The sequence below is a fragment of the Streptomyces sp. NPDC005752 genome, assembly GCF_040630715.1.
GTDB lineage: Bacteria > Actinomycetota > Actinomycetes > Streptomycetales > Streptomycetaceae > Streptomyces.
In genome coordinates this window covers 59884-83977 of record NZ_JBEXYB010000013.1, presented here as the reverse complement: position 1 = coordinate 83977, position 24094 = coordinate 59884, and the positions used below count along the sequence as shown (strand labels likewise).

The following is a 24094-nucleotide window of genomic DNA, read 5'->3' as shown; positions in this document are numbered from 1 at the left end:
CCTTCCTCGCAGCGCAGTCCGCAGTCGCGGACGCGCCGAAGGCTGCCGTGAACCCTGCGGCCGCAACCGCAGCAGCACTCGCGGCAGCAGCCTTCACCGCTGCCGCAGCGCCCTTCGGCGGCGCCCGAAGCTGACCCTCCCCCGACAGTCCGGCGGACCCCGCAAGGGGAGGGTCGGCGGGGCCCCGGGGTCTTCTTCTCCCAGCTTCGAATCGCAAGGACGAGCCATGCCCAAGACGGCATACGTGCGCACCAAGCCGCACCTCAACATCGGCACCATGGGTCACGTCGACCACGGAAAGACCACCCTGACCGCCGCCATCACCAAGGTGCTCAGCGACCGCGGCACCGGCACCTTCGTGCCGTTCGACCGCATCGACCGGGCGGCCGAGGAGGCGCAGCGCGGTATCACCATCAACATCGCGCACGTCGAGTACGAGACCGACACCCGCCACTACGCGCACGTCGACATGCCCGGACACGCCGACTACATCAAGAACATGGTCACCGGGGCGGCGCAGCTGGACGGGGCGATCCTCGTCGTCTCCGCGCTCGACGGCATCATGCCGCAGACCGCGGAGCACGTCCTGCTGGCCCGTCAGGTCGGCGTCGACCACATCGTCGTCGCCCTCAACAAGGCCGACGCCGGCGACCCCGAGCTCACCGACCTGGTCGAGCTGGAGGTCCGCGAGCTGCTCTCCGCGCACGGTTACGGCGGTGACACCGTGCCCGTCGTGCGGGTGTCGGGGCTCGGCGCGCTCCAGGGCGACCCGCGCTGGACCGCGTCCGTCGAGGGGCTGCTGGACGCCGTCGACACGTACGTACCGATGCCGGTGCGTTACACCGACGCGCCGTTCCTCCTGTCCGTGGAGAACGTGCTGACCATCACGGGCCGCGGCACCGTCGTCACCGGCGCCGTGGAGCGCGGCACGGTGCGCGTCGGGGACCGTGTCTCGGTGCTCGGCGCGGACCTCGAGACCGTGGTCACCGGCCTGGAGACCTTCGGGAAGCCGATGGAGTCCGCGGAGGCCGGTGACAACGTCGCGCTGCTGCTGCGTGGGGTCGAGCGTGACCGCGTCCGCCGCGGCCACGTGGTCGCGGCGCCCGGCAGCGTCACTCCGAGCCGGCGCTTCACCGCACAGGTGTACGTCCTGTCGGCCAAGGAAGGAGGCCGCACCACGCCGGTCACCACGGGCTACCGGCCGCAGTTCTACATCCGTACGGCTGACGTGGTCGGTGACGTCGACCTCGGCGAGGCCGCGGTGGCGCGGCCCGGCGACACGGTCACCATGACCGTCGAGCTGGGTCGTGACGTCCCGCTCGAGTCCGGCCTCGGCTTCGCGATCCGCGAGGGCGGCCGCACGGTCGGCGCCGGCACGGTCACCGGCCTGCTCTGACGACCTGCGCGGCCCGCCCTCCCGACCCCCGGGAAGGCGGGCCGCGCGGGCTCCGGCAGACTGGGGGACATGGCAGACACAGCTCTCGTACTGGGCGCCGGAGGCGTCACCGGCACCGCATGGGAAACCGGCATCCTGCACGGGCTCGCCAAGGCGGGCGTCGACCTCTCCACCGCCGATCTGATCATCGGGAGCTCGGCCGGTGCCATCGTCGGGGCGCAGCTGGCCTTCGGACCCGCCGGCGTCGGCGACCTCTACGAGCGGCAGCTCGCCGCCCCGGAGGACGACAAGGGGGCGGCGGCCCGGCTCGGCCCCGTCGCCATCCTGCGGTACGCGAGAGCGGCGCTCTCCTCCCGTACGCCCGAGGACTACGGCCGCAGGCTGGGCGCCCTGGCCCGCGACAGCCGGCCCGGAGCGTCCGCGGCCGAGCGGCGGGAACTGATCGCGAACCTGCTTCCCTCGACCGAATGGCCCGAACGGCGTCTGCTGGTCACCGCCGTGGACGCGTCCACCGGCGCGCTGCACACGTTCGACGGGACGGGCACGGTCGCGCTCGCCGACGCCGTCACCGCCAGTTGCGCGGTCCCCGTGGTCTGGCCCGTCGTCGACGCCGGCGGCGGCAGCTGGATCGACGGGGGCGTGCACTCCCCGGCCAACGCCCATCTCGCCTCCGGCTACGAACGCGTCGTCGTGATCGCACCCACCGCCACCGGCAACAAGGTGATCGTCTCGCCCCGCGCCCAGGCCGCCGAACTGGAGGCGGCGGGCGCCCGCGTCGAGGTCATCACCCCGGACGCGGCCACCCGCAAGGCCATCGGCCGCAATTCCCTGGACCCCGCACGCCGGGCGGCGGCGGCCAGGGCGGGACTCGCCCAGTCCGCGGCCCACACCGAGTCGGTCGCGGCGGTGTGGAACGGCTGACCAGGCCGGAGGAGGGCCCGGCGCCCGTCACAATGGGGAAGTGAACGAGCCGATACCCGTCATCCGCGACACCGACTGCGGCACCGCCAGGCTGCTGCCCGACGTCGACCGGGACCGTGCCTGGCTGCTCACGGTCGACGGCGCCCCGCAGTCCTACGTCGATCTCGACCTGCCGGAGCACCTCGAATTCGAGTACGTACGACGGCTCGGCCACGTCGTGGACCGCGCCGACGCCCCGGGAGCACCGCTGGACGTGGTGCACCTCGGTGGCGGCGCGCTCACGCTGCCGCGCTACGTCGCCGCGACCCGCCCCGGGTCGCGGCAGGACGTGGCGGAGGTGGACCGGCGGCTCGTCGAACTGGTCGGCGAACACCTGCCGTGGCCGGCGGAGGCCGGGATCACCGTGCACGGCACCGACGCCCGGGGCTGGCTCGAAGCGGCGGCCGAAGGCTCCGCCGACCTCCTGATCGCCGATGTGTTCGGCGGGGCACGGGTACCGGCGCACCTCACCTCCGTCGAGTACGCGCGGGCCGCCGCACGAGCCCTGCGCGCGGACGGCGTCTACGCGGCGAACCTCGCCGACAGCGCGCCCTTCACCTTCCTGCGGTCACAACTGGCCAACTTCGCCGAGGTGTTCGACGAGCTCGCCGTCATCGCCGAGCCGGCCGTGCTGCGCGGCAGGCGCTTCGGCAACGCCGTGCTGCTCGCCTCCCGCGCGCCTCTCGAGATCGCCCCGCTCGCCAGGCTCTGTGCCGCGGACGTGTTCCCCGCACGGGTCGCACACGGTCCGGCGCTCGCCCGGCTCATCGGTGGGGCGAAGCCGGTGCGGGACAGTGAGGCCGTGGCCTCACCGGAGCCCCCCGACCGAGCCTTCGGCATCGGCTGACTTCGGGGACTGCTCCGGCACGCTGATCTTCGCCACCGAGCTGCGGCGCGTCAGGTTCCGCACGTCGGGTACGAGCAGCACGCCCGCCGTCACCAGCACGATCAGCGCGGCGCATCCCCACAGGGCCTCGCTGCGGCCGACGAGCGTCTCCACCGGACCGGCCGCCGCCGTGGCCAGCGGAACCATCGCGACCGAGCCGAACCAGTCGTACGCCGCGACCCGGGAAAGCTTGTCCTCCGGGATCTCCTGGTGCAGTGCCGTCATCCAGGAGACCCCGAACACCTCGATGGCGACCCCGGTCACGAACATCACCGCGCAGAGACCGGTCACCGGCAGCGGGATCGCGAGCCCCGCCGAGGGAAGAGCCAGCGGAAAGACACAGAGCGTCCCCGCCAGCAGCAGTCGCCGGGGCTTCCACCGCATCATCAGCAGCGCTCCGCCCAGGGTGCCGACCCCGAACGCCGCGAGAGCGAAGCCCCAGGGGCGCGCGCCTCCGAGCTCGTCCCGCGCCACGAGGGGGCCGTACACCGCCTCGGCGGCTCCGACCACCGCCACCACCACGGAGAACTGCAGCACGACGGCCCACAGCCAGGGGCGTGCGACGACCTCGCGCCAACCCTCCCGAAGGTCGGCGAGCAGGCCGCCGCCCGGTGCGCGCGCCGGGATGTGGCTCACGTCCAGGAAGGCCCGCAGCGCCCCCGCGACGGCGAACGCCACCGCGTCGACTGCCAGCACCCAGCCCGGGTCCATGGCCGCGATCATGGCGCCGCCGAGCGCCGCGCCGCCGATGGCCGCTCCGTGCATCGACATCCGGAAGAAGGCGAAGGCACGGGCCGCCTGTTCCCCGCTGACGCTGGACATCAGCATGCCCTCGGCCGCCGGACCGAAGAAGGCCTGGCCGGTACCGCAGAGCGCGGTCAGCACCATCATGTGCCACAGCTCCGCGCCCCCGGTCAGGACCAGCCAGGCGAACACCGCCTGCGAGACGAAGTTGAGGGCGTTCGCCGCCACCATCACCCGGTGACGTGGCAGCCGGTCCGCCACCGCGCCGCCGATGAGCAGGAAGAGCACCAGCGGGGCGGTGCGCGCCGCGGCGACCAGGCCGACGTCGCCGCTGTCGCCACCCGACTCCAGAACGGCGAACGCCGCCGCGATCAGAGCGCCGTTGGTGCCGAGGCTCGTGATGATCGCGGCGGCGGTCAGCAGGCCGAAGTTGCGGCCTGCCGGCAGGGACCGGAGGGCGGGCGAGGGGGAGGGGGCGGCGGAAGTCACCAAGGGACTATCCCCGCCCGGACGCCCTCCCGCCAAATGGGCGGTCCCGGCCGTGTGCGCCGGAGCTCAGGACGTGGTCTCGGCGACCTCCACCAGGCGCACCGTGCTGAGGATCTTCTGGATGGTGGCGTCAGGGAGTTCGTCGTCCACGCCGGCGTTCGCGTAGAGGATCCAGGTCGAGTACTGGTCCTCGGCGTTCTTGAAGCTGAACGCGATCGACTTGCCGTCCGTGTCGCACTTGTTCTTCTTGGCCAGCCCGCTCGCGGTGGCCGTGACGACGCTGCCCGAGAGGCCCGACTTGGTCGTGTAGGGCTTGGGCTCGGCGGTCTTGACCTTCTCCTTCGGGTCCTCCTGCGCATAAGCGGCCCAGACCCAGTTGGCGGCCTCGTTCGTGGCCGCCTCATCGGTGTTCTTGGCGCCCTGGCCGCCCTTGGTGCCCACGCCGGCCAGGCCGGTGTCCTCCGCGGAGCCGTCCTTGTCCGTGTCGTCGCTGCACCACTTGGTCTTGTAGTGCGCGGGCGCGGAGAAGCCGACCGCCGGCGGGCCCGTCGGGTCCTTCACGTCCTCGAAGCCCGAGAACACGCCGGTGCCCGAGACCTCCCAGTCACCGGGCACGTCGAACTGGGTGCCCCACTTGGGATTGGTCACGACCTTCCAGCCCGGAACCGTGGGCGCGGCATCCTCACCACCCCTGGGGTTCGCCGCGGGCGAGGAGGCGGTGTCGGACTGCTTCGCCGACGGAGACGTCTTGCCGTCGGCCACGTCCGAGCCGCCCTTGTCGTCGTCCTTGTTCATGACGACGACACCGGTGACGACGGCCGCGATCACGACCGCGGTGGCTGCGAGGACGGCGATGATCGTCGTCTTCTTCTTGTCGTCCGGCCGCGGCCCGCCCGGTACGGCGTACTGCGGCATCGTGGGCTGCTGGTACGGGTTGGGCTGCGGGTAACCCGGCTGCTGCCCAGGCTGCTGATATCCCGGCTGCTGATAGGGATTCGGCTGTTGGTACCCCGGCTGCTGGTAGGGATTCTGGTCCTGCGGGTTCTGCTCGCCCCCGGGCGGCTGCTGTCCTGGCCACATGGCCAGTAACCATAGAGGGGTCGGGTGGCCGCTGCTACGGGCGCCCCTGTGAGGGGATGGTCAAAGAGTGCTACTCGCTAGTAACATCATCGGATGAGCACTGAAGAGATGACAGTCGGCGACATCCTGTCCGCGAGCGTCCCCATGGTCCGGACCCTCGGCATCAACTACCTGGAGACGACCACGGAGCGTGCCGTCCTGTCGCTCCCCGACCGCGCCGAATATCACAACCACCTCGGCGGACCCCACGCCGGAGCGATGTTCACCCTCGCGGAGTCGGCGAGCGGCGCGATCGTCGTCGCCGCGTTCGGCGACCAGATGTCCCGGGCCGTCCCGCTGCCCGTCACCACGGAGATGGCCTTCAAGAAGGTGGCCATGGGGGATCTCACGGCGACCGCGGTGCTCGGCCGCCCGGTGGCCGAGGTCGTCGCCGAACTGGACGAGGGGAAGCGCCCGGAGTTCCCCGTGAGCGTCGAGATCCGGCGCGAGGACGGTGCCGTCACCAGCGAGATGACCGTGGTCTGGACGCTGCGTCCGAACCGCTGACCCGCACCCGGCCCCGCGCGCCCCTTGCCGGGAGCCGCGCCCGCCGGTCCCGTCCTCCGGCCCGGTAGGCTGCCCGCCGTGCACCACCCGTGGTGCACGGCTGCAGATCTCTTACGGGAAAGGACCCGCGTTGCACGTCCAGGAGTGGCTCGAGACGATCCCCGCGGTCAGCATCTACCTCCTGGTGGGGGTCGTCATCGGACTCGAGAGTCTGGGCATCCCGCTGCCCGGCGAGATCATCCTCGTGAGTTCGGCGCTCCTCGCCTCCCAGCACGGCGACATCGACCCCGTGGTCCTCGGCGCCTGCGCGTCGGCCGGGGCGATCATCGGGGACTCGATCGGTTACGCCATCGGCCGCAGGGGAGGCCGACCGCTCCTCGCCTGGCTCGGCGGGAAGTTCCCCAAGCACTTCGGGGAGCCGCAGATCGCGCTGGCGGAGAGGTCCTTCACCAAGTGGGGTGTGTGGGCGGTCTTCTTCGGCCGTTTCGTCGCACTGCTGCGGATCTTCGCGGGGCCGCTGGCCGGTGTGCTGCGCATGCCGTACTGGAAGTTCCTGATCGCCAACGTGCTCGGCGGAATCGTCTGGGCGGGCGGTACCACCGCCGTCATCTACTCCGTCGGAGTCGTCGCCGAGGCATGGCTCAAGCGCTTCTCGTGGCTGGGGCTGCTGGCCGCCGTGCTGATCGGTGTGACCTCGATGCTGGTGCTCAAGAACCGGGCGAAGAAGGCCGCGGAGCAGGCCGACCGCCCGGTGTCCGCGCCCGAGCCGGACGCGGTGCCCGCCGTCGACTGATCCGGCACGGCCCCGTCGGCCTGGCGTGACACGCCGGGCCGGTCCCGGCAGGGCGTGGGCGGGTGGCCTGGCTCCGGGCCTGCCGGCCAGGTGACCGTCAGCTCTCCCGGTGCGCCTCACGGTGGGCCTTCGCCAGCTCGACGTAACCGGCCGCGTTGAAGGCGATGCCCTCACGCTCCTCCGCCGTCAGCTCCCGCTTGACCTTGGCGGGTACGCCGGCGACGAGGGAGCCCGGCGGGATCCGCATCCCCTGTGGCACGAGGGCCTGCGCGGCGATCAGCGAACCCGCTCCGACGTGTGCGCCGTTGAGCACGGTCGCTCCCATTCCGACCAGCACGTCGTCCTCGATGACGCAGCCGTGCAGTACGGCGTTGTGACCGACCGACACCCGGGCGCCCACCGTCATTCGAAAGCCGGGATCGGTGTGGACACTGCAGTTGTCCTGGATGTTGCTGTCGGGTCCGAGGGAGATCGGGCCGCCGTCGCCGCGCAGGACGGCGTGGTACCAGACGCTGGAGCCCGCGGCCATCGACACCTCGCCGACGACGACCGAGGTCGGTGCGAGGAAGGCGTCCGGGTCGACGTCCGGCTCCTTGCCGCCGATACCGGTGACCAATGCCCGCTCTGCCATCGCATGCTCCTCGGGTGGGGTGTGGTGCGCTCGGCGCCCCTTGCTCCGCACGAACCGTAATGGACGGTCCCCGAGCCCCGGGCAGGTGGGGTGAACATCACAGCACGTCGCACGGCCCCCTCCGGGTGGGCCGACTACCGTGAGCGGGTGCCGAAGATCCGGAACGTGTTCCCCTCCCTGGCCCTCCGGCGGCGTGGGCTGATGTCGCGCGCCGTCCATCACGTCTGGGCCTGGGTGCAGGAGACCGGGTCCGTCACCGCGCAGCACCCCGGACGGCTCAGGTTCGGACGCATCGGCGCGGGGACCCGGCTGGCGTTCCCCCAGGGCACCGTGTTCGGGGAGCCCTGGATCGAGCTGGGCGACCACTGCGTCATCGGCGAGCAGGTGACGCTCACGGCCGGTCTGATGCCCGACCTCGATCTGGGACCGGAACCCATCCTGACCCTGGGCAACGGTGTGGTGCTGGGCAGGGGAAGCCACGTCATCGCCGACACCTCGGTGTCGATCGGCCCGGACACGTACTGCGGTCCGTACGTCTACATCACCTCGACCAACCACAGTTACGACGATCCCGACGAGCCGGTCGGCAAGCAGTGGCCGCGCATGGAGCCGGTCGTGATCGGGCCCGGATGCTGGATCGGCACCGGAGCGGTGATCCTCCCGGGGGCCAGGCTCGGCCGCAACGTGGTGGTCGCGGCGGGTGCCGTCGTGCGGGGAGAGGTCCCCGACCACGCCGTGGTGGCAGGGGCGCCTGCCCGGGTGGTGCGGAGCTGGGATCCTGAGGCGGGCTGGCAGCCACCGCTGCGCACGCCCGCACCGGTGCCGATCCCCGAAGGCGTCACGCCCGAGCAGCTGGCCGCGGTGGCCCGGCTGCTGGAGGACCCGGCCGACGGGAGCTGACCGCTTCCGGGGCCGGCCCCCTGCGGTACCCCCCGGCCTGCGGCTCGGCACGGTGACGGGGCCGTGCCGTCCTCACTCGCTGCTCCGGTCGCGATCATGACCACATCGGGGGCCGCGGATACGCGATGCGGCACGGCCCACCGCGGTGTGGGTGGGGCGTGCGCCGGGTCATCGGTCCGCCGCCGGGATCGGCCCAAACCCGCAGCAGGGTCGTGGCCAGGGCGAACGGTGCGGTCGTCGGACGGCTCGCAGTACAGTGCGGTGTCGGTCGGGTACGCCATGGCGTAGTGCGACATCCGTGACTCTGCCATCCCTCATCCTGGACGGAACGTGTCTGACCTCGATCAGCTCACCCAGTCGCTCGCGCGGAACCTCAAGCGGTGGCGAGGTGAGCGCGGCTTCACCCTGGACGCTCTGGCGGCCCGAGCGGGCGTCAGCCGCGGCATGATCATCCAGATCGAGCAGGCGCGTACGAACCCGAGCGTCGGCACCACCGTCAAGCTCGCCGACGCACTGGGCGTCAGCATCACCACGCTGCTCGACTACGAGCAGGGATCCCAGGTGCGGCTCGTTCCCGAGAGTCAGGCGGTGCGCATGTGGTCGACGGAGGCGGGCAGCTCGAACACGCTCCTGGTGGGTACGGAGGCCAGGGGGCCCATCGAGCTCTGGTCCTGGCATCTGATGCCGGGCGACAGCAGCGCCTCCGACCCGCACCCCGAGGGAACCGTGGAGCTCCTCCACGTCACAGCGGGTGTCCTGTCCCTGGTCGTCGACGGCGAAGTCCACGCGGTGCCCGCCGGAACCTCTGCGACGTTCGAAGCCCATGTGCCGCACGGCTACCGCAACGACGGCCCCGAGCCCGCTGATCTGACCATGGCCGTGTCGATCCCGCCGGTCCGCCGGGAAGGCAGGTGAGCGGTCCGCTCGGGCTGTCGGCGTGATCGACGTGCGTTCAGGGTCCCCCCTGATGATGGATCCCGCCGCGGTGGGTCAGGAAGTGGCCTGATCATCCCCGACAGGGCTCCGGCATCCTGCCGGGAGGGGTGCGCCGGAACGCCTCGGGACCTGAGGAACGGCCCGGCGCGGACCGCTCAGCAGCCTCCGGCCCGATGCTTCGCGAGCCATCCCGCGGCGAAGTCCACAGCGGCGCGGAGGGGGAACAGGTGGCTTCGCGCGGCGCCCACCCGGCCGATACCGACCGTTCCGGTGCCGACCGCGACATTGCCGGTCGCTCCGGTACGCGTACGGACGAAGTCGTTCCCGAGCGCGGCGAAGTCGCTGTCGTCCAGAGCGATGTCCTCGTACTCCCACCAGCGCCGTCCGCCTTCCGACGACACCACGCAGCGGTAAACGCGGCGGGGCGGCGAAGGCAGGCGGTACTCCGCGAGGTGGAAGGCGGTGCAGCTGTCGAAGCCCGTACCCAGCAGCAGGATCTGGGCGTCGGCCTCGTACAGCCGGGCCAGGGGGGAGTCCTCGCCCAGATGGCAGTCCTGGCGGTGGTCCGCGAGCAGCTTCTGGGCTCCCGGTCCGAGCGCGGCGAACGAGGTCTGCGGGTGTGCGCTGCGCCGCGCACCCGGGGTCAGCCGCACCGTCTCGGAGAGTGCGCCCATCGAGGGCGCGGGAGTGACCGCCGGGTCGAACGCGGGCATCGCCGCACGCACCGCCTCGCGGGCCTCGTCGCTCAGGCCGCGGACATGGTCCTGGTGGGAGCGCGAGGTGTCGGAATTCTCCGGGGTGAAGGTGGGGACCGCCAGCGTTCCCTCCGGTCCCAGCACCCGGCAGAGCGCGTCGGCCACGCGCCCGGCGTCCTCGCCCACGGAGCGCATCGAGGCGTGCACCAGCAGGACGCCGCCCCGACGCACGCCGAGCTCGCACAGCTGCGTGGCGGTGCGCTCACCGGCGAGGAGGAGATGCTGAGTCACAGCGGACATTCTCCCCGCCGGAGCCTCCGTGCGACACCACGTCTTCCGGCCTGCGCGGAAGGCGGGACCGCGCGCAGAGGTCTTCGGCGAATGAGGCAGGACCGAAGGCGCCGCCGGTCACCGTTGCGGCGCGAGGCGGGGTATCTCGATCGCCGGGCAGCGGTCCATCACCATGGCGAGACCCGCCGCGCGCGTGCGCTCGTACGCGTCCTCGTCGATCACGCCGAGCTGGAACCAGACCGCCCTGGCGCCGACCGCCACCGCGTCGTCCGCGACACCACCCGCCAGGTCGCTGTTGACGAAGACGTCCACCACATCGACCGGGAAGGGTATGTCCGCGAGCGACGCGTATCCCTGCTCGCCGTGGACCGGCTCCGCCTTGGGGTGGACGGGCACCACCTTCTTGCCGAAGCGCTGGAGGACCTCGGCCACCCCGTAGGCCGCGCGGGAGCGGTTGCCGGACAGGCCCACCACCGCCCAGGTGTCGCCCGTGTCCTGAAGGATCCTGCGAACCGTCTCATCGTCTGCGTACATGCCCTGACAACGGACGGCCCCGCCCGGCCATTCCCCACGAAGGAGTGAAGAGCGCGGGACGGACCGGCGCATAGGGTGGACCGATGCAGGAGCAGTACCGGACAGTCGCCCGCGCGGGCGTGCACGAGACCGAGATCAACCGGTCGCGTTTCCTCTGCGCGCTCGCCCCAGCCGCCACCGAACAGGAGGCGCAGGAGTTCATCGCGCGCGTCCGCAAGGAACACCCCTCCGCCAACCACAACTGCTTCGCCTACGTCATCGGCGCCGACGCCTCCGTGCAGAAGGCCGGCGACGACGGGGAGCCCGGCGGGACGGCGGGCCTCCCCATGCTGCAGATGCTCATGCGCCGGGAGGTGCGGTACGCCGTGGCCGTCGTCACCCGCTACTTCGGCGGCGTCAAGCTCGGCGCGGGCGGACTGATCCGGGCGTACGGAGGAGCCGTGGGTGAAGCCCTCGACGCGCTGGGCACGAGCACCCGCCACCGGTACCGCCTCGCCACGGTCACCGTGGACCACCAGCGGGCGGGCAAGCTGGAGAACGACCTGCGGGCCACGGGCCGTGCTGTTCACGACGTGACCTACGCGGAGGCGGTGACCATCGCTGTCGGGCTGCCGGAAGCCGACGTCGACGGGTTCAGCTCCTGGCTCGCCGATGCCACCGCGGGCTCCGCGACGCTCGAACTGGGCGGCGAGGCGTACGGCGAAGTCAGAGGCGGATGAGGGATCCGGGAGCGCGCGGCATTAGCGTGGTCGAGCCGGCTGCGGAGAACCGTGGCGGGTGGGGTGCCGGGCCGGTCCGGTCCCGGGGGCGGAGGTAGTGGAACATGCAGGTCGCAGCCGTCGGAGTGATGTCGTGAGGATTCTGCACACCTCGGACTGGCACCTGGGGCGCTCGCTCCACCGCGTTTCGATGCTCGACGCCCAGGCCGCCTACCTCGACCACCTCGTCGAGACGGTGCGGGAGCACGCCGTCGACGTGGTCGTCGTGGCGGGGGACGTCTACGACCGGGCCGTGCCGCCGCTGTCTGCCGTCCAACTGTTCGACGACGCACTGCACCGGCTCGCCGCCGCCGGAGTACCGACCGTCATGATCTCGGGAAACCACGACTCGGCCCGCAGGCTCGGAGTCGGCGCCGGGTTGATCGCACGGGCCGGGATCCACCTGCGTACCGACCCCGGCGAGTGCGCCACTCCGGTCCTTCTGCACGACACGCACGGGGAGGTGGCCTTCTACGGGCTCCCCTACCTGGAGCCGGCCCTCGTCAGGGAGACCCTCGGTGCGTCGGGAGCAGGGCACGAAGCCGTCCTCACGGCGGCCATGGGCCGCGTACGGGCCGATCTCGCCTCCCGGCCGGACGGCACCCGCTCCGTCGTGCTCGCCCATGCGTTCGTGGCGGGCGGTGAACCCAGCGACAGCGAACGCGACATCACGGTCGGCGGTGTCGCCGCCGTCCCCGCGGGCGTCTTCGACTGCGTCGACTACGTGGCCCTCGGCCATCTGCACGGCTGCCAGAAGGTCACGGACCGGGTGCGTTACTCGGGCTCCCCGCTCGCGTACTCGTTCTCGGAGCACACGCACCGCAAGACGATGTGGCTGATCGACCTCGGCCCTGGCGGAGGCATCGTCGCCGAGCGCGTCGACTGCCCGGTGCCGCGCCCGCTGGCACGGCTCCGCGGACGCCTGGACACGCTGCTGGAGGACCCGGCCCTCGTCCGTCACCGGGACTCGTGGGTCGAGGCGACCCTCACCGACCCGGCGAGGCCGGACGAACCGATGGCCCGACTGCTGGAGCGTTTCCCGCACACCCTCAGCCTGGTCTTCGACCCCGAGCGTGCCCCCGGGGATCCCCTCGCGTCGTACGCCCAGCGGCTCAAGGGGCGTGACGACCAGCAGGTGGCGGAGGACTTCGTGGCCCACGTGCGCGGCGGAAGCGGACCCAGCGCGCAGGAGCGGACGGTGCTGCGCGCCGCCTTCGACGACGTACGGGTCGGCGACGGAGTGAACGAGGTGTCCCGATGAGGCTGCACAAACTCACTCTGACCGCCTTCGGACCCTTCGGGGCCTCTCAGGAAGTCGACTTCGACGCACTGTCCTCCGCGGGGATATTCCTGCTGCACGGCCCCACCGGCGCAGGCAAGACATCCGTCCTCGACGCCGTCTGCTACGGCCTGTACGGGGCGGTGCCCGGTGCCCGGCAGAGCCCCGGCACCTCACTGCGCAGCGACCACGCCCCGGTGGACCGCCCGACCGAGGTGTGTCTGGAGCTGACCGTCGGAGGGCGCCGCCTCGAAGTCACCAGGCGTCCCGCCCAGCCCCGCCCCAAGAAGAGGGGCGGTGGTTTCACGACCGAGAAGGCGCAGAGCTGGCTGCGTGAACACGACCCCGAGCACGGCTGGAAGGCGCTCAGCCGCTCCCACCAGGAGATCGGTGAGGAGATCGGCGGGCTCATCGGGATGAGCCGGGATCAGTTCTGCCAGGTGGTGCTGCTGCCGCAGGGCGACTTCGCGCGGTTCCTGCGCGCCGACGCGGAGGCGCGCGGCAAGCTGCTCGGCCGGCTCTTCGACACCCGTCGCTTCGCGGCCGTGGAGGAGCGCCTGGCCGACCTGCGGCGGGCGGCCGAAGCCCGGGTCAGGACGGCGGACGAGCAGATCCTCGCCCTGGCCCAGCGCATCGCGCAGGCGGCCGGTCCGGCGGCGGACGAGGCGGCACCGCCCGAGGATCGGCCCGGTGAACCCGGTCTCGCCGAGGGGGTCCTGGAATGGGCCGCCCTCGCACGCGGCGGAGCCCGCGAACGGCTGGACATCGCCCGGTGCGTCCTCGCTGCGGCCGAAGGCCGGAACGCGTCCGCACGCCACGCGTTCGAGGCCGAACGCGAACTGGCCCGGCTCCAGCAGCGGTACGAGGAGACCCGCCGCCGAGCCGCCGGGCTGGAGGCCCGACGTGCGGAACGCGACCGCTGCCACGACCAGCTGTCCCGTGCGCGCAAGGCGGACCTGGTCGCCCCGGCGCTCGAGCTGCGGGAGGAAACCGAGCGCGCCCACCGCACGGCTGTCACGGAGCGTGAGCGGTCACGAGCCGGCCTGCCTCCCGAACTGGCCGAAGCGGGCTCCGAACAGCTGGCCGGCTTGGAGCGAGGGCTCCGGGCGGAGCTGGGCGCTCTCGACGCCGCACGCCGTGCCGAGCGGCGCAGCGGGGAGATCGACGCCGAACGGGCCGGTCTGGAGAGGCAGTCCCGCTCCGACGACGACACGATCCACGAGGCGGCGCAATGGCTGGCCGGATGGGACGCCACCCGCCGGAGCCTCAGGGACCGCATCGAGACGGCACAGGACGCCGCGACCCGCGCGGAGCAGTTGGCCGGCCGGCTCGACCCGGCCCGCAGGAGGCTGGAGGCGGCACGCCGGCGCGACGCCCTCGGCGCGCAGGAGGAGACGGCGGCTGCGGTCCTCACCACCGCACGCGAGCGTGCGGTGGACGCGCACGAGAAGTGGCTGACGCTCAGGGAGCAGCGGCTGCGCGGCGTCGCCGCGGAACTGGCCGGTCAGCTCGTCGACGGGGTCGCCTGTGCGGTGTGCGGCTCGGCTGAGCACCCGGCGCCGGCCCGTGCGGAGGACGGCCATGTGGACCGGGCCACGGAGGAGGCGGCGCTCGCCGCCCACCAGCGGGCCGACCGGGCCCGGGCACAGGCGGAGAGCGAGCTCGGCGTCCTGCGCGAACGCCTCGCGGGGGCGCGGGCCGAGGCGGCGGATCCACAGGACGGCGCAGGCGCGCCCGGACCGACGGACCGGACCGCAGCCGGTGTCGCCGAACTGCGCTCGGTCGTCGACCGCCTGACCCGGGAGCACACCGAGGCGCACCGGGTGGCCGCGGGAACGCATGCGGCCAGGGAGGCACTCGCCGCCGCCGAGCGCGAGCACGCCGGCCGGCTCGAGGACCGGCAGCAGGCGGAGCGGCGCGCTGCTGGGCGCACCTCGCAGCGCGAAGCGCTCGACCGCGAACAGTCGGCGCTGGAGGCCGAGTTGCTGAAGGCCCGTGGTGCCAGTGCCTCCGTGGCCGAGCATGCCGCGCTGCTGGAGCGCCGTGTCTTCCTGCTGGCCGACGCCGCCGAGGCGCTCCGCGCCGAGCAGCACGCGGCCGAGCGCCTCAAGGAGGCCGACGGGAGGCTTGCCGACGCTGCCTTCCGGGCCGGATTCGACACGCCGCAGGCCGCCGCCGCGAAGCTCCTGGACGACACCGCGCAGCGGGAGTTGCAGCACCGTATCGACGGCTGGCAGACGGAGGCCGCCACCGTCGCCGACCGGCTCGCCGAGGAGGACGCGCGGGCCGCGTCCGAGCGGCCGGCCGCGGAGCCGGATGCGGCACAGGCGGCGTACGACCTTTCCGTCGAGGCGTTGCGCGACGGCGCCGCCGTACACGCCGCCGCGCAGGAGCGCTGCGCGGAGCTCGGCCGGCTCTCGCGCCTCGCCGAGGACGAGGTGCGCGCCCTGGGGCCACTGCGCCAGGAGTACGAGAGAGTGGCCCGTCTCGCCGGGCTGACAGCGGGCACCTCCGCGGACAACGAGCGGAAGATGCGTCTGGAGGCGTACGTGCTGGCGGCCCGCCTCGAACAGGTGGCAGCCGCGGCGACGGCCCGCCTCCAGCGGATGTCGTCCGGCCGTTACACCCTGGTCCACTCCGACGAACGCAGTGGCGGGCGCAGGGCCGGTCTCGGCCTGCACGTCGTCGACTCCTGGACGGGCCGGGAGCGCGACACGGCCACGCTGTCCGGAGGGGAGACGTTCTTCGCGTCGCTCGCACTGGCGCTGGGCCTGGCCGACGTGGTGACGGACGAGGCGGGCGGCGTACGTCTGGACACGCTCTTCATCGACGAGGGCTTCGGCAGCCTGGACGACCAGACCCTGGACGAGGTGCTCGACGTCCTGGACTCGCTGCGCGAGCGCGACCGGAGCGTCGGGATCGTCAGCCACGTGGCCGACCTGCGCCGTCGTATCCCGGCTCAGCTGGAGGTCGTGAAGGAACGGCACGGTTCGGCGGTCGTCCACCGGGCTGCCGGGACGCTCAGCGGCTGACCGCCCGACGGGGGGAGGGACGAGGAGTGGACGACCCCGCTGGTCACGGAGCCGAGAGTGCCGGTCCTGCCCGTCACCTCCTCCAGGTGGCGCGTCGACCTCGCGTGCACCTTCAGGACCAAGAAGCCGTCCCGGGGCACATGGTGGTCCTCCACGACCTCCGGCGTCGTGTCCGTGGCTGACCCGGCGGCCCACGGACGCCCGGGGCCGTGCGAGACCCCGGCGGGCTCAGGTCCCCAGGAGCGCGCTGAACAGGCTTTCGCCGTCGTCACCGGCGGGCAGGCCGGTGACCTGACCGTCCCCGACCTCCACCACCCGCCACACCCCGTCCTCACGCAGCGCCATGTCGGTGCTCACCCACCGGCAGCCGAGCGTGCGCACGGCCTCGCCGACGGCGTCGAGGCAGGGAGTTTCCGGCCGGCCCGGCGTGTCCGGATGAGCTGTCACCCGCACGGCCTCGCCGTCGACCCACCACACCCGCGCCTCACCGCCGGGCACGAACGGCTCGAACGCGCGCAGCACCACTCCGCCGGCCAGGAAGTCTCCCTGCAGCTCGACGAGCCGGCCCACGACGGTGGCGAGCCGGACCCTGTCTCCCAGGTCCGGTACGAAGCACGCCTCATGCCATTCGTGCTTGCGGGACTTCACGAAGTCCTTGACGATCCCGGGGCCGGAACCGAGCGGCCCGGCGAGGTCCGACCAGACCGAGGCATCCGGCAGCACCTCTCCCGCGGACAGGGCGCGCCATACGCTGCGCGGGGTGAGTCCGGCGAACGCCTCGTACCAGCCGGGGAGTTCATGAGCGGTGCGGTACGCGGACGCGTCGGTGAGCAGCGAACAGCCGCGTGCGGCGAGAGCGCGCTCCAGTTCCGCGTAGCGGGCGGAGGGGATCATCCAGCCCCGGTACCAGTACGGCCCCGAGTCCCGGCGCACCCGGCCGACGGCCGCCTCCGGGTCCCCGGCGAGCAACGCATCATGATCGACCAGGGCGACCTGTGCCCCGACCCGCCGGGCCGCAGCGGCCTCATGCGCGAAGCCGGGGTCGGGGTGCCGCGTACGCAGCGGATCGCAGCAGAAAAGCAAGCCCTGCACAGACATACGGAAGCCGTCCTTCGGGCCGTCGGCGGGGACAGGGGGCAGGGGGACAGGGGGCGAGGCCGGGCCGGGGCGGTGCGCACCGGCCCCGGCGCCGCACGGGTCAGAGCCTGGACAGTTCGTCGACCAGGTCGTCCAGGCCCAGTGACCCCTGGGACAGGGCGGCCATGTGCCAGGCCTTGAGATCGAACGCGTCGCCGTGGGCCTTCCGCGCGTTCTCCCTGCCCAGCAGCCAGGCACGCTCGCCCAGCTTGTAGCCGATGGCCTGCCCCGGCATCGACAGGTAGCGGGTCAGCTCGCTCTCCACGAAGTCGGCGGGACGGCCGCTGTGACTACCGAAGAACTCCTCGGCCAGAGCCGGTGTCCACCGTTCGCCCGGATGGAACGGAGAGTCCGCGGGGATCTCCAGTTCCAGGTGCATGCCGATGTCGACGATGACCCGACAGGCGCGCATCATCTGCGCGTCCAGATAGCCGAGACGCCGCTCCGCGTCCGGCAGGAAGCCCAGTTCGTCCATGAGCCGTTCCGCGTACAGCGCCCAGCCCTCGGCGTTGGCGCTGACCTGACCGAGTGACGCCTGGTAGCGCGAGAGGCTGTCGGAGACGTGCTTCCACTGGGCGATCTGCAGGTGATGGCCGGGTACGCCCTCGTGGTACCAGGTCGACACCAGGTCGTAGACGGGGAAGCGGGTCTCTCCCATGGTGGGGAGCCAGGTGCGGCCGGGCCGCGAGAAGTCCTCCGACGGCCCGGTGTAGTACGGCGCTGCCGCGCCCCCCGCCGGAGCGATCCGGGACTCCACCTTCCGCACCCGCTCGGCGAGTTCGAAATGCGTGCCGTCGAGCGCCTCGATGGCCTCGTCCATCAGCCTCTGGAGCCAGACGCGGACCTCGTCCACGCCCTCGATGTGCTTGCCGTGCACATCGAGGTGGGCGAGTGCCTCCCAAGGGCCCGCGCCCGGGAGGACCTTGTCCGCCTCGGTCCGCATCTCGGCCAGCAGCCGGCGGTACTCGGACCAGCCGTACGCGTACGCCTCGTCGAGATCCAGATCCGTGCCGTTGAACCGGCGTGACCAGCGCGCGTAGCGCTCGCGCCCGACGGTGTCGGGCGCGCCCTGGATCGCCGGGGCGTACACGTCCCGCATCCAGTCCCGCAACGAGACCAGGGACCCGGCGGCCAGACCTGCTGCCTCGTCCAGTTCCCCGCGCAGTGATCCGGGTCCCTCGGCCACGAACTCCTGGAAGAAGCCCGGACCTTCCTCCCCCGCCCAGGTCCCCAGCTGACCGATGAACGTCGCAGCCGGGCGCGGTCCGCCGTACAGCTTGCGCTCCAGACCGAGCGCGAGCGAGGCACGATAGCCCTCCAGCGCGGCGGGAACCGCACGCAGGCGGTCCACGATCGCGGCCCAGTCCTCGTCCGTCGCCGTCGGTGTCGCCGAGAACACGTCACGGAGACTGTGCGCCGGGGAGCGGATGTTCGAGACGGCCCGCAGGCCCTCCTCGGCCTCGTGCACGGCGAGTTCGGCCGTCAGGCGTTCGCGCAGCAGTCGCGCGCAACGCCGCTCCTCGTCGGAGTCCGCGCCCGGCACCCCCTCCGCGGAGTCGAGCTCCACGAGGGTGCTCCGGATGAGCGCGGCCATGGCGGCCTGACCCGCCGGCGAGAAATCGGGCAGCCTGCGGGAGCTTTCCGCTACACCGAGATAGGTACCGGTGATCGGGTCGAGTTCGATGTACGCGTCGACGTAGGCGTCGGCGACCTGGCGCGGCAGTGGGCTGCTCGATGTGTCTGGCATGCCGACATCCTCGTACGACGAGGGCCTTCGCGTCACGGGGAAGAGGACTTCGGCCGGAGGAAGATCCTTCAGGGTGCCGTGGGCCCCGGGCGTGTCTCCGGCGTCTCGGCAGGGTTGCGCCTGCCGGACGTGGGCGGCATCAGTGGGCCGCACTCCCACTGCTGGAAGATCAGCCGGGTCTCCACCCGTGCCACCTCGCGGCGCGAGGTGAACTCGTCCAGCACGAGGCGCTGCAGATCCGTCGGGTCGGCGACGGCCACATGCACCAGATAGTCGTCGGGCCCGGTGAGGTGGAAGAGGGCCCGGGACTCGGCCAACGCCCGGATCCGTTCGACGAACGGGCCGATGAGCTCCCTGCGGTGCGGCCGGACCTGGACCAGAAGGAGCGCCTCCAGACCGCGGCCGAGCCTCGCGGGGTCGAGCTGCAGCCGATGCCCGAGGATCACACCGGACCGGCGTAGCCGTGCCACCCGGTCCAGGCATGTGGACGGGGCCACTCCGACTTCCGCGGCTAGCTCCCGGTACGTGGTCCGAGCATCGTTCTGCAGGAGACGCAGAATGTGGAGATCAACCGGATCTAGAGCGACGGATTCGGGCATCCGGCGAACGTAGCACGGCCTGAGCCCGTCATCGTCCGGCGTCTGTTCAGTCTGGTGACATGGACACCGAAGCCTCCTCGCTCACGACCCGGCCACCCCTCCGGTCCAGGGCGCTTGCCACCGAAGCCGTGCACGCCGGACGCGACGATCTCGCCCCTCTCGGCCTGCACGCCGCACCGATCGATCTGTCCACCACCTATCCCTCGTACGACTCCTTGGGCGAGGCCGCGCGTATCGACGCCTTCGCCGCCACGGGAGCCAGGCCCGACGGGCCGCCCGTGTACGCGCGGCTGGACAACCCGACGACCGCACGCTTCGAGACCGCGCTGGCCCGGCTGGAAGGCGCGGGGAGCGCGGTCGCCTTCGCCAGCGGCATGGCGGCGCTCACCGCCGTCCTGCTGGCCCGCGCGAGCATCGGGCTGCGTCATGTGGTCGCCGTGCGGCCGCTGTACGGCTGCAGCGACCATCTCCTGGGCGCCGGGCTGCTGGGCACGGAGGTGACCTGGACGGATCCTGCCGGCATCGCCGAGGCGATCCGGCCGGACACCGGTCTGGTGATGGTCGAGACGCCCGCCAACCCGACGCTCACCGAGATCGACATCCGGGCCGTGGCTCACTCCTGCGGCTCTGTGCCCCTCCTGGTGGACAACACGTTCGCCACGCCCGTGCTGCAGCGGCCCCTGGAGCTCGGCGCCCGGATCGTGCTGCACAGCGCCACCAAATACCTCGGCGGCCACGGTGACGTGATGGGCGGCGTCGTCGCCTGTGACGAGGAGTTCGCCGGCACCCTGCGGCAGGTGCGGTTCGCCACCGGGGGCGTGCTGCATCCCCTGGCCGGCTACCTGCTGCTCCGCGGCCTCTCCACGCTGCCGGTACGGGTGCGGGCGGCGTCGGCCGCGGCTGCGGAACTGGCCCGCAGACTCTCGGCGGACCCCCGCGTCGCGCGGGTGCACTACCCGGAGGTGGGCGGCGCGATGGTGTCCTTCGAGGTGTTCGGGGACCCCCACAGGATCATCGCGGGAGTCCGGCTGATCACGCCCGCCGTGAGCCTCGGCAGTGTGGACACGCTCATCCAGCATCCGGCCTCCATCAGCCACCGCATCGTGGGTGAGGGAGACCGGAGAGCCGCGGGTGTCGGCGACCGGCTGCTGCGCATGTCGGTCGGCCTGGAGGACGTCGAGGACATCTGGGCGGACCTGTGTCAGGCGCTCAGCGCTGATCCGCCGGCTCGGTCCGGGGAAGCGGCCGGGGCGTCGGGGGTGCTTCGGAGCGGCTCACCGGCTCCGTCGTCGGTCCCGTCCCCCGCTCCGTCGACGACCGGTCGAACCGCTGGGCAGGAGCCGCGGCCAGCCGTGCGGTGACGACCAGGGTGCCTTCCTCGATCTGGTAGTCGAGAGGCAGCGAGAGCGCCCGCATGGCGGCGACCATGCCCGTGTTGTGGGCCTGCGTCACCGCGTACACGCTCTCGCAGCCGGCTTCCACGGCCAGACCCACCAGACGGCCGAGGAGTTCGGCGCCGACACCGCGGCGCTGCCAGTCGTCCTCCACGAGGAGGGCGACTTCGGTCTCGTCCCCGTCCCAGAGCAGATGGCCGAGTGCCACCAGCCGGCCGGAGGCCGTCTGCACGGCGAGCGTACGGCCGAAACGGGGACTCAGCAGGTGGTCCAGATAGCGGTCGGCGTCACGGACCGGGCCGTGGTAACGCAGGCCGAGGGTGCGTTCGGAGCAGCGGCCGTGCATGGCGAGGGCGGCGTCGAGGTCACCGCCGTCGGCACGGCGCACGGTGATCTCGTTGCCCTCGGGCAGGGTGAGGACGTCCTCACTGCTCGGCACGCGCGGGCCGAGCCGTGCGTCGAGTTCGACCAGGGCACGGGCCCGGGCGAACTCCGTCGGGGTGAAGGGGAGGTAGGGGCGCTCGACGGTGATGACACCCCCCGAGGGGTCGCGCAGCCGCATCACGGTGTCCTCCAGGACACCTTCCACGGGGGCGGTCTCCCCCGTGGGCCGGCCGGTGATCGACCGGGCGGGCAGCGAGTGGATGGTGCACCGGCCCAGGAGTTGCCGCAGGGCCAGAGGCAGCTCGGCCGCGTCCAGTGCCGTGTGGGTGGCGAGGCCGAGTACCCGGGTGGGGGTGTCCACCAGGTCGTGGGCGTCCGCGCGCTCGATCCAGGTGGCGGAACCGCCGGCGGCGGCGATCTCCCGGGTGAGCTGCTGGGCGGGAAGCGCCGCGGGCGCACGCAGGAGGAACTCGTCGACGGTGCCGTCGGCCAGCGGGTGGGTCTGCAGGGTGAGGATGTCGATCCGGTGACGGGCAAGGGCGATGCAGAGGGCGGCGAGAGCGCCGGGGGCATCCTTCACGGTCGTCCGCATCCGCCACAGCACCGTTTCGACGGCCTCCTCCGGGGCGGCACCGGCACCGGCGGAGATGATCTCCGGCGCGGCGCCGGTATCCGGGGGTGGTGCGTGACTGTGCCGTCGTGCCCACCAGGTGTGGAACGCGGCCGTGGCGACAAGGGCCACGGCCGAGGCGATGAGCAGATAGGGGCCGTCGGGCTGGTGTCCGATCAGATTGGCGATCGCGTCGGCCACGGCGACCGCAGTGAAGAGCGCGGCCAGCTCGATCAGGTCCCGCCGCCAGTGATGCGGACGGCGGGCACTCTTCGCGGATGTCACATCAGTCATGTCTTCACTGTGACCGAACGGTGTTGCCTGATCACGAACGCGTTGTGACTGATGGGTTACGTGTGGATCCGGTCGCCTTCCATGCGTTTTCGTGTGTCACTGCCCGGTGCGTCCCGGCTGCAGCACCTTGCTGAACAGGACCGTGCCGCCCTGCGCCCGCAGGCGCACGGTCAGCTCCCCGCTTCCGCCGTCGATGCCGACCTCTCCGAAGAACTGAGGCGACTCCATGGGGGACACGTTCGCCCGGTCCGGAGCCCTGACGAAGACCCGCTCCGGGCCGAACGTTCCGTCCAGCGCGTTGGCGGGGAAGCCGCCCGCGGCCAGCGGGCCCGAGACGAACTCCCAGAAGGGCGCGAAGTCCTTGAACGCCGCGCGCTCGGGGGCGTAGTGCTGGGCGGAGGTGTAGTGCACGTCCGCCGTCAGCCAGACGGTGCCGGTGATGCGCCGGTGCTTGATGTGCCGCAGCAGTTCGGCGATCTGCAGCTCCCGACCCAGCGGTGCGCCCGGATCGCCCTGCGCGACAGCCTCGAAGTCCGTGGCCCCGTCCGGGACCACCAGCCCAAGCGGCATGTCGGCGGCGATCACCTTCCACACCGCACGTGACTGCGAGAGCTCCCGCTTGAGCCGGCCCAACTGCTCGGCGCCGAGGATGCCGATGGTGTCGTCGGGCTGCCGGCCGGGGGAGTTGGCGTTGCGGAAGGACCTCATGTCCAGCACGAACACATCGAGCAGGGGACCGTGCCGCACCACGCGGTGCATGCGCCTCTGGTTCGAAGACCCCTGCAGAGTGGGCACCGGGAAGTACTCGCGGAAGGCCCGCATCGACCGCGCCGCGAGCAGATCCACGTTCTTCTCGGTGTAGCGGGCGTCGTCGAGGATCTGCCCCGGATACCAGTTGTTGCGTACTTCGTGGTCGTCCCACTGGACGACGGAGGGAACCTGCGCGTTGAACGCCCGCAAGTTGTCGTCGAGCAGGTTGTACCGGAAGTTCCCGCGGTACTCGTCCAGGGTCTCGGCGACCTTCGACTTCTCGGAGGTCGTGACGTTGCGCCAGATCCGCCCGTCGGGCAGCGTCACGCTGGGCTCGAGCACCCCGTCGGCGTAGATGTTGTCGCCGCTGCACAGGAAGAAGTCCGGGTCCAGGCGACGCATCTCGTCGTACACCCGGTAGCCGCCGATATCGGGGTTGATGCCCCAGCCCTGCCCTGCGATGTCGCCGGACCAGAGGAACCGCACCCCGTAACGGCGGCCTGCCGGAGCGGTGCGGAAGGTTCCGTACACGGGCCTGCCCGTACGCCGCGGATCGTCCGGGTCCGCCGGCGTGACGCGGTAGTGAATCTGCTCCCCGGCCGGCAGCCCGTGCAGCGGGACCGTGCCGGTGAAGTCCGTACGGGCGCCGATCAGCGGGCCGTGCCACATGCGGGAGCGGCGGAACGACTCCGTCGCGGACGTCTCCACCACCATCCGGGCAGGGCGGTCCGAACGCACCCACACCAGGGCCGACGACGCCGTCACATCACCGACCTGTACGCCCCAGGACGCGCTCGGCCGGCCCGACAGCGCGAAGGCGGGGGCGCTGCTGACCGCCCCGGGCACCGCGACCGCGACCGAAGCCAGGAGCGAACCGCGCAGAACGGTGCGGCGGCCCGGGGCAGGGACGAGCGGGCGGTTCGACATCGATGCGCCTCCAGAGGCGAGAGGGCTGCCGGGACAGCGGGGTTCCACGGAGCTGGGTGCGCACCCATACCTAGCCCCCGGCGGAGGCGGGCACGCCAACCGCAGATGAACAACCGGTCGGTTCGCCCCCAGGTCACGAAAGGCGCCCGTCCTCGGCACAGCTTGTGAGGGGTGGCCACGACCGCCGTCACTCACCACCCCGACCCACCCCCGACACGCGAACCGGACCGCCGGGCCGCGGTCGGCAGGTCTCCCGCGGACCGCCTCGGCCAAGAGGCGGACCCGTGCGCGCGGGGGAGTGC

The 24094-nt window shown here is 72.1% G+C and carries 20 protein-coding genes and 2 pseudogenes; 11 read left to right on the top strand and 11 right to left on the bottom strand.

The window, feature by feature from the left end:
• The first annotated feature begins 226 nt into the window (after window positions 1-226).
• The 3 genes from tuf (at window position 227) to ABZ441_RS13605 (ending at window position 3203) form a co-directional block, all read left to right on the top strand.
• Window positions 227-1396, top strand: coding sequence for an elongation factor Tu (gene tuf, locus ABZ441_RS13615; RefSeq protein WP_358972261.1), 1170 nt, complete (start codon window positions 227-229; stop codon window positions 1394-1396).
• A gap of 69 nt (window positions 1397-1465) precedes the next feature.
• Window positions 1466-2317: a patatin-like phospholipase family protein gene (locus ABZ441_RS13610; RefSeq protein WP_358972259.1), complete on the top strand. Its 852-nt coding sequence runs from the start codon at window positions 1466-1468 to the stop codon at window positions 2315-2317.
• A gap of 40 nt (window positions 2318-2357) precedes the next feature.
• Window positions 2358-3203, top strand: coding sequence for a fused MFS/spermidine synthase (locus ABZ441_RS13605; RefSeq protein ID WP_358972257.1), 846 nt, complete (start codon window positions 2358-2360; stop codon window positions 3201-3203).
• On the opposite strand, the gene ABZ441_RS13600 is transcribed toward ABZ441_RS13605, so the two are convergent.
• Entirely contained in the window at window positions 3165-4475 is a 1311-nt protein-coding gene (locus tag ABZ441_RS13600; RefSeq protein ID WP_358972254.1) for an MFS transporter, read from the bottom strand. The two genes, ABZ441_RS13605 and ABZ441_RS13600, sit on opposite strands and share 39 nt — an antisense overlap.
• Before the next feature lie 66 nt (window positions 4476-4541).
• Window positions 4542-5555: a hypothetical protein gene (locus tag ABZ441_RS13595; protein WP_358972252.1), complete on the bottom strand. Its 1014-nt coding sequence runs from the start codon at window positions 5553-5555 to the stop codon at window positions 4542-4544.
• A gap of 108 nt (window positions 5556-5663) precedes the next feature.
• On the opposite strand from ABZ441_RS13595, the gene ABZ441_RS13590 reads away from it, so the two are divergent.
• Entirely contained in the window at window positions 5664-6101 is a 438-nt protein-coding gene (locus ABZ441_RS13590; protein WP_358972446.1) for a DUF4442 domain-containing protein, read from the top strand.
• A gap of 130 nt (window positions 6102-6231) precedes the next feature.
• The gene (locus ABZ441_RS13585) at window positions 6232-6894 is read left to right on the top strand and encodes a DedA family protein (protein WP_358972249.1); all 663 of its coding nucleotides are present in this window, start codon (window positions 6232-6234) and stop codon (window positions 6892-6894) included.
• Window positions 6895-6991: 97 nt separating this feature from the next.
• Here ABZ441_RS13585 and ABZ441_RS13580 read toward each other — a convergent pair whose 3' ends face one another.
• Window positions 6992-7525, bottom strand: a complete 534-nt coding sequence (locus ABZ441_RS13580; RefSeq protein ID WP_358972246.1) for a gamma carbonic anhydrase family protein — start codon at window positions 7523-7525, stop codon at window positions 6992-6994.
• Window positions 7526-7726: 201 nt separating this feature from the next.
• On the opposite strand from ABZ441_RS13580, the gene ABZ441_RS13575 reads away from it, so the two are divergent.
• Window positions 7727-8425 carry a DapH/DapD/GlmU-related protein gene (locus ABZ441_RS13575; protein WP_358972443.1) on the top strand — a complete coding sequence of 233 codons (699 nt, stop codon included), beginning with the start codon at window positions 7727-7729 and terminating at the stop codon, window positions 8423-8425.
• Window positions 8426-8755: 330 nt separating this feature from the next.
• On the top strand, window positions 8756-9340 hold the full coding sequence (locus ABZ441_RS13570; protein ID WP_358972243.1) for an XRE family transcriptional regulator: 585 nt from the start codon (window positions 8756-8758) through the stop codon (window positions 9338-9340).
• 176 nt (window positions 9341-9516) lie between these two features.
• Here the strand turns inward: ABZ441_RS13570 and ABZ441_RS13565 are convergent, their stop codons facing one another.
• Window positions 9517-10356, bottom strand: coding sequence for an AAC(3) family N-acetyltransferase (locus ABZ441_RS13565; protein WP_358972241.1), 840 nt, complete (start codon window positions 10354-10356; stop codon window positions 9517-9519).
• A 108-nt stretch (window positions 10357-10464) separates the two neighbouring features.
• A complete protein-coding gene (locus tag ABZ441_RS13560; protein WP_358972238.1) occupies window positions 10465-10881 on the bottom strand; it encodes a CoA-binding protein in 417 nt (138 codons plus the stop codon).
• An 83-nt stretch (window positions 10882-10964) separates the two neighbouring features.
• Between ABZ441_RS13560 and ABZ441_RS13555 the strand changes: the two genes are divergently transcribed.
• The 3 genes from ABZ441_RS13555 (at window position 10965) to ABZ441_RS13545 (ending at window position 15950) form a co-directional block, all read left to right on the top strand.
• A complete protein-coding gene (locus ABZ441_RS13555; protein WP_358972237.1) occupies window positions 10965-11600 on the top strand; it encodes a YigZ family protein in 636 nt (211 codons plus the stop codon).
• Window positions 11601-11733: 133 nt separating this feature from the next.
• Window positions 11734-12900, top strand: a complete 1167-nt coding sequence (locus tag ABZ441_RS13550; RefSeq protein ID WP_358972234.1) for an exonuclease SbcCD subunit D — start codon at window positions 11734-11736, stop codon at window positions 12898-12900.
• Complete coding sequence (locus ABZ441_RS13545) at window positions 12897-15950, top strand: SMC family ATPase (RefSeq protein ID WP_358972231.1); 3054 nt, start codon at window positions 12897-12899, stop codon at window positions 15948-15950. The genes ABZ441_RS13550 and ABZ441_RS13545 overlap by 4 nt, the downstream gene beginning before the upstream one ends.
• Here the strand turns inward: ABZ441_RS13545 and ABZ441_RS13540 are convergent.
• The 4 genes and pseudogenes from ABZ441_RS13540 to ABZ441_RS13525 form a co-directional block, all read right to left on the bottom strand.
• Window positions 15940-16123, bottom strand: a pseudogene (locus tag ABZ441_RS13540) (Lrp/AsnC family transcriptional regulator); the annotation flags it as partial. The gene ABZ441_RS13545 and the pseudogene ABZ441_RS13540 overlap by 11 nt on opposite strands.
• Before the next feature lie 55 nt (window positions 16124-16178).
• Window positions 16179-17048: an ATP-grasp domain-containing protein gene (locus tag ABZ441_RS13535; protein ID WP_358972228.1), complete on the bottom strand. Its 870-nt coding sequence runs from the start codon at window positions 17046-17048 to the stop codon at window positions 16179-16181.
• Window positions 17049-17148: 100 nt separating this feature from the next.
• Window positions 17149-18834, bottom strand: a complete 1686-nt coding sequence (locus tag ABZ441_RS13530) for a DUF885 domain-containing protein (RefSeq protein ID WP_358972225.1) — start codon at window positions 18832-18834, stop codon at window positions 17149-17151.
• Window positions 18835-18902: 68 nt separating this feature from the next.
• Entirely contained in the window at window positions 18903-19433 is a 531-nt protein-coding gene (locus ABZ441_RS13525) for an Lrp/AsnC family transcriptional regulator (RefSeq protein ID WP_358972222.1), read from the bottom strand.
• Window positions 19434-19492: 59 nt separating this feature from the next.
• On the opposite strand from ABZ441_RS13525, the gene ABZ441_RS13520 reads away from it, so the two are divergent.
• Window positions 19493-20794, top strand: coding sequence for a PLP-dependent transferase (locus ABZ441_RS13520; RefSeq protein WP_358972219.1), 1302 nt, complete (start codon window positions 19493-19495; stop codon window positions 20792-20794).
• Here the strand turns inward: ABZ441_RS13520 and ABZ441_RS13515 are convergent.
• Together ABZ441_RS13515 and ABZ441_RS13510 are read right to left on the bottom strand one after the other, a co-directional pair.
• Window positions 20769-22115 (bottom strand): annotated as a pseudogene (locus ABZ441_RS13515) (GNAT family N-acetyltransferase); the annotation flags it as partial. The gene ABZ441_RS13520 and the pseudogene ABZ441_RS13515 overlap by 26 nt on opposite strands.
• 96 nt (window positions 22116-22211) lie before the next feature.
• A complete protein-coding gene (locus tag ABZ441_RS13510) occupies window positions 22212-23792 on the bottom strand; it encodes an alkaline phosphatase D family protein (RefSeq protein ID WP_358972216.1) in 1581 nt (526 codons plus the stop codon).
• Window positions 23793-24094: the final 302 nt, after the last annotated feature.

Bases quoted from the DNA above. Each gene is read 5' to 3' on its own strand.
- ABZ441_RS13535 (WP_358972228.1), bottom strand. From the start codon at position 17,048: ATGTCTGTGCAGGGCTTGCTTTTCTGCTGCGATCCGCTGCGTACGCGG.
- ABZ441_RS13520 (WP_358972219.1), top strand. From the start codon at position 19,493: ATGGACACCGAAGCCTCCTCGCTCACGACCCGGCCACCCCTCCGGTCC.
- ABZ441_RS13530 (WP_358972225.1), bottom strand. From the start codon at position 18,834: ATGCCAGACACATCGAGCAGCCCACTGCCGCGCCAGGTCGCCGACGCC.
- ABZ441_RS13510 (WP_358972216.1), bottom strand. From the start codon at position 23,792: ATGTCGAACCGCCCGCTCGTCCCTGCCCCGGGCCGCCGCACCGTTCTG.
- tuf (WP_358972261.1), top strand. From the start codon at position 227: ATGCCCAAGACGGCATACGTGCGCACCAAGCCGCACCTCAACATCGGC.
- ABZ441_RS13525 (WP_358972222.1), bottom strand. From the start codon at position 19,433: ATGCCCGAATCCGTCGCTCTAGATCCGGTTGATCTCCACATTCTGCGT.
- ABZ441_RS13545 (WP_358972231.1), top strand. From the start codon at position 12,897: ATGAGGCTGCACAAACTCACTCTGACCGCCTTCGGACCCTTCGGGGCC.
- ABZ441_RS13595 (WP_358972252.1), bottom strand. From the start codon at position 5,555: ATGTGGCCAGGACAGCAGCCGCCCGGGGGCGAGCAGAACCCGCAGGAC.
- ABZ441_RS13575 (WP_358972443.1), top strand. From the start codon at position 7,727: ATGTCGCGCGCCGTCCATCACGTCTGGGCCTGGGTGCAGGAGACCGGG.
- ABZ441_RS13610 (WP_358972259.1), top strand. From the start codon at position 1,466: ATGGCAGACACAGCTCTCGTACTGGGCGCCGGAGGCGTCACCGGCACC.
- ABZ441_RS13590 (WP_358972446.1), top strand. From the start codon at position 5,664: ATGACAGTCGGCGACATCCTGTCCGCGAGCGTCCCCATGGTCCGGACC.
- ABZ441_RS13555 (WP_358972237.1), top strand. From the start codon at position 10,965: ATGCAGGAGCAGTACCGGACAGTCGCCCGCGCGGGCGTGCACGAGACC.
- ABZ441_RS13580 (WP_358972246.1), bottom strand. From the start codon at position 7,525: ATGGCAGAGCGGGCATTGGTCACCGGTATCGGCGGCAAGGAGCCGGAC.
- ABZ441_RS13565 (WP_358972241.1), bottom strand. From the start codon at position 10,356: ATGTCCGCTGTGACTCAGCATCTCCTCCTCGCCGGTGAGCGCACCGCC.
- ABZ441_RS13560 (WP_358972238.1), bottom strand. From the start codon at position 10,881: ATGTACGCAGACGATGAGACGGTTCGCAGGATCCTTCAGGACACGGGC.